This window comes from Gardnerella vaginalis 1500E (assembly GCF_000263595.1).
Lineage (GTDB): Bacteria > Actinomycetota > Actinomycetes > Actinomycetales > Bifidobacteriaceae > Bifidobacterium > Bifidobacterium vaginale_E.
Genome location: NZ_ADES01000026.1, coordinates 1 through 4,186 on the forward strand (window position 1 = coordinate 1; position 4,186 = coordinate 4,186).

4 protein-coding genes and 1 tRNA gene are annotated in these 4,186 nt (G+C 41.9%); 3 read left to right on the plus strand and 2 right to left on the minus strand.

Features of this window, described 5'->3' with window-relative positions:
- Both CGSMWGV1500E_RS06570 and CGSMWGV1500E_RS00455 read right to left on the minus strand, forming a co-directional pair.
- On the minus strand, positions 1–242 hold a 242-nt coding region (locus tag CGSMWGV1500E_RS06570; protein ID WP_155114887.1), incomplete at its 3' end, for a zinc-ribbon domain-containing protein.
- A 169-nt stretch (positions 243–411) separates the two neighbouring features.
- Positions 412–1,056, minus strand: a complete 645-nt coding sequence (locus CGSMWGV1500E_RS00455) for a holo-ACP synthase (RefSeq protein WP_004129528.1) — start codon at positions 1,054–1,056, stop codon at positions 412–414.
- Positions 1,057–1,234: 178 nt separating this feature from the next.
- On the opposite strand from CGSMWGV1500E_RS00455, the gene CGSMWGV1500E_RS00450 reads away from it, so the two are divergent.
- The 3 genes from CGSMWGV1500E_RS00450 (at position 1,235) to CGSMWGV1500E_RS00440 (ending at position 3,874) form a co-directional block, all read left to right on the plus strand.
- Complete coding sequence (locus CGSMWGV1500E_RS00450) at positions 1,235–1,414, plus strand: hypothetical protein (RefSeq protein WP_004129530.1); 180 nt, start codon at positions 1,235–1,237, stop codon at positions 1,412–1,414.
- Between the two features lie 31 nt (positions 1,415–1,445).
- Positions 1,446–1,519, plus strand: a tRNA-Gly gene (locus tag CGSMWGV1500E_RS00445).
- Between the two features lie 159 nt (positions 1,520–1,678).
- The gene (locus tag CGSMWGV1500E_RS00440; protein ID WP_004129533.1) at positions 1,679–3,874 is read left to right on the plus strand and encodes a hypothetical protein; all 2,196 of its coding nucleotides are present in this window, start codon (positions 1,679–1,681) and stop codon (positions 3,872–3,874) included.
- The last annotated feature ends 312 nt before the right edge of the window (positions 3,875–4,186 follow it).

Consider the following 4,186-nt stretch of genomic DNA (forward strand, 5'->3'; position numbering starts at 1 on the left):
CTTGGTTGTTTCGATTGAGTTGTCTGAGTTGTCTGAGTTGGTTGAGTTGGTTGAGTTGGCTGGACTTGCGGTTGTGGTTGAGGTTGTGTTTGTGGTTGTGGTTGCTGTTGCTGCTGGTTATATTGGAGTTGCTGGTTTGCTTGAGGTTGCTGCTCCTGCTCTACATTTTCAACAGGTGCTCCACAAAAACTGCAGAACTTATCGCCAGCGTCAATCTTATTTCCGCAATTTATGCAAAACATCGCAACCTTCTCTCATACGCGCAGCAATCTCATTTACAGAAAAATCTGCTTTCTATACTACAACTACTTACGCAATTTTCGCGCACGAGCGTAATCCGCGCGAGCGCCAACTGCACGAGTGTCCCACAAAACCGCAAAAAACGTCATGTAATTTCTCCGGCGTTTGTGTTTACAGGATTTCTAGTATGGCAACAGCGGATGCGACTGCTGTATTGTTCTGTGCTGATCCGTCATGAGTTAGCGAGATATGCCAACGAATTGTGTTGTGAATATCTCTATGTGAATTTGGAAGATTCGTAAGCTGCGGCTTTTCCGTGATCTTCGACGTTTTTATAAGATTCGTAAGATTAGTCGAATCCGAAAGTTCTGTAGAAAGTTCTGGAGAAAGTTCTGTAGAAAGTTCTGGAGAAAGTTCTGTAGAAAGTTCTGTAGAAAGTTCTGTAGAAAGTTTTTGCGAAACTGATTCGTAAAGCTTATTCTGCACTTCTTGCGCAAGTTCCACGCGTGGGCAGCCATGTGAATCGTCAAGAATCTCAATTTCAGGCCACGGCATGTTATCGAGAGTATAGGGGTAGTCGGTGGGGTAGTTGGTATTGCAGCTCGCCAGCGCCTCGCACCACGCTTTAATAACGGCTTCCTTTCCAGCCCAACGCGCCGCAATATGCAAAGCTTCGTCGTCGTGCTTCGTATCGGAACGCAAACTGCACTGCCGAAGTTCGCGCACGGAAAACAACGCGCGCCATCCGTCGCTTTCGCGCATCTGTTCAGCAAATTGCGCAACATTCACCACATCGTGACCTAATCCTGCGATCATGCGCTCTCCTTATTAATCTGCGTTCACAACTTAGGCTATACTACTGGGAATACTATCGCATTAGTCCGCAGCTGTTACTTTCTTTACAACGCTGTAAAGTAACAATCGCTGTTGTGGAACATTTTCCGGAAATTTCTCCGGCTTTTGTCGCTGTTTCTGCGTGGGTGTCTCATTTTGCTTGTTTTGGAACACTGGTGCAGTTGGCGCTCGCGCGGATTACGCGCTCGCTTACGAAACTCGCGTTGGAAGTCCACTGGACTTCCAACTTAAGCGAGTTTCCGCTCCGAGTTACCTTCGCGCGCTACGCTCTAAGCGCGAAGGTAGGTCGTCGCGCGAGCAAACTTGCTCTATGTCGTAAGCTTCTGTATACTTAAACAAGTTGCTATTTTGCGGACGTAGCTCAATGGTAGAGTCTCAGTCTTCCAAACTGATTACGCGGGTTCGATTCCCGTCGTCCGCTCCACTTTTTGAAATTCGTTTTTGCTCTATATCTTTTCCTATATATTGTTTTGCTCTATATCTTTTATTGCGTTTCTAATATTTCCCTTCATCCATCATGAGTTTGCAATATACTTGCATATCAAAGGGCATAAAGAATTTATAGTTGATTAGGAATACGGAATTGCAAAAATTTTTAGAAAAATTTTTAGAAAAAAATGACGCAATACGAAAAATATTACCTTTCGTAACAATATTTGTAATAACTGGTCTTATTGCAATCGCATTCTTCAGTAACCTTTATCTTGCGTACAACTCACGTAATTACGCGCAAAAACCTCTTGTTTTAAGCAAAGCAATCATACCGGATTCCAGCAGTTACAACGAGCAAACCGGTGAAAAAAATAACAGAGAACAAGCGCAAATTATCGGCAATTCCATTTCTATCCCAAATTCGGGAGCAGACGTAATATTAAGCGGAATTAACGAAAATACTAAAGCTTTGAAAATCGAGTTGCAGCAAGAAAAGCCTTCAACTTTCGTCACCGGCACGTTGGAAATTGAAGACTTTGGCATTGCGCCAAACGCCTACACTTTAGCGGATTCTTTCCAAATGTCTACCGGAAAGCACAATACTAGAGTTCTTCGTTTTGAAAGTCACGGAACTGCGTACAAAGCTAAGCTGCATTTTAATCAAGCCGGAGCTCCTTTTACTCTCAAAGCTGTAACAGTAAATCCGCCTTTTGTGCTGCATGTAAACTTTGGAATGTGGGCAATACTTTTCGTTGTAAGCTCGCTTATATTCTTGGTGTATAAGAAAAAGTGGTACTTGCTTAACTACGACCGCCACAGTCTTGCGCAAAATATAGTTTTTTGGACAGTATGCGCAATTCTTATGGGATTCTCGCTCTATCTGTGCTTTATTGTGTACCGCGGTCACGGCATACGAGTGCCGTTCCCATCTGACTTATATGATCGCGTCAACGGAAATCCGTACACCGAACAGCTTAAAGCTTGGAAATCAAACTCTTTGGCTTTGTTGCAGCAGCCGCCTAAAGAATTAGTAGAATCTGCAAATCCGTTTAGCTGGGGCGAGCGCATGGACTTGGGCTCTAAAGGGGTATCCATACCTTGGGATGTTGTGTTCCACAACAATCATTACTACTGCTACTTTGGCATAGTGCCGTTCCTTCTCACTTACTTGCCTTTTAATCTGCTTTTCCCGCATGCAGTTCCTTCAGCAATATTAGTTGTTACAGTATTTGCGGTTGCTATTATTCCGTCTATGTTCGCTCTTCTTAAAGAAGTTGTTGAATTCTTTGCAATACGCGCCAATTACTGCCTGTTTTTGCTTGCTGCAGCAGCCTTCCCATTCGGATGCTTAATCTTCTACTTGCAATCTTCAGCATCCCTTTACTATATGCCTCTTCTTAGTGCAATACTGTTTGGAATCTTATTTGTATACGCTTCTCTTAAAGCTGTGCGACTTTACGCAACTCGTCCGCGCGTGGGGTACGCGCTTTTTGCTCTCGCTGGAATAAGTCTTGCTTTGCAATGCGGATCTAGGCCAAACGCGTGTATTCCGGTTGTTGCTTTTATAGCGCCGTTGTTTATTGCGCTACTATTTGATTCAAAGCGAAGTATTTTAAATCGCGTTGCTGCAGCTTCAAGCTTCCTTGTGCCTGCGATTGTAGGCGTAGCTGGAATATTAACTTATAATTACTTGCGTTTTAAGTCTTTCTTTAATTTTGGAAATGAAGAGCAACTTACTAATTTCGATTTGCGATTTAATAGTAAATCTTTTGACCCTACTAAGATTCGCGATATTTTCCTTAATTATTTCTTAAAACCTTTTAATATTTCGGAGAATTTCCCGTATATTTCTATACCTTGGGCAAATAGTCAAGGCTACGGAAATTCTTTCTACACGCATATGATTTTCGGTCTTATGATGATTCCGCTTTTCTGGTGGCTGTTTACATTAAGACGTAGGTTTATGCAAAAAATTGAGTATATTATGACTGTTGTTGGATTAGTAGCATCCTTCTTGTTGCTGTATCTTAACTACTGCTTAGGTGGCAATTTGTACCGCTACTATTGCGATTCGATTATTATATTTATTTTGATTGCAATAATGAGTATGCTTCACAGAGTTAAGCCTTATAGCAAAGATCTTGATGTTACTTGTGAAGAAGATTGCGCAATTGCTGAGCAATCGTCTTTGCGTTTGTATATTCCAGCTGTGCTTTGTGCAGCGGCAACTATTGTAATAGTTGGTTTATTGGTATTCAGTAATCATACTGAGCCGTCTGCTGATATACAAAATGTAAACCCTGATTTATTCCTTAAGTGGAGTGATTTATTTACGATTGGTCGCTGATTTGCGTATTGACTGATACGCGTTGACTAATACGTATTTATTTACGTGTTGCGTATTGATTTGCTGCATTGATTACGTATCACTAATTTTGCATATAAAAATGGCCGGCATGCTGTTTAGCACACCGGCCACTTTATTAGATTTAGTAGACTTAATTACTTAGCTTGCAATATAGCCTTTTGGCAAGTCTGACGCCAAATACCATTGCCGTCGTAATGCTCGTCTTCAACAGGAGCACCGAGCTTTTCAAAGCCGCCGCGAGCGTAGTAATCTTTACGAAGATTGAACATAAGAACAAACTTCTTATATTTA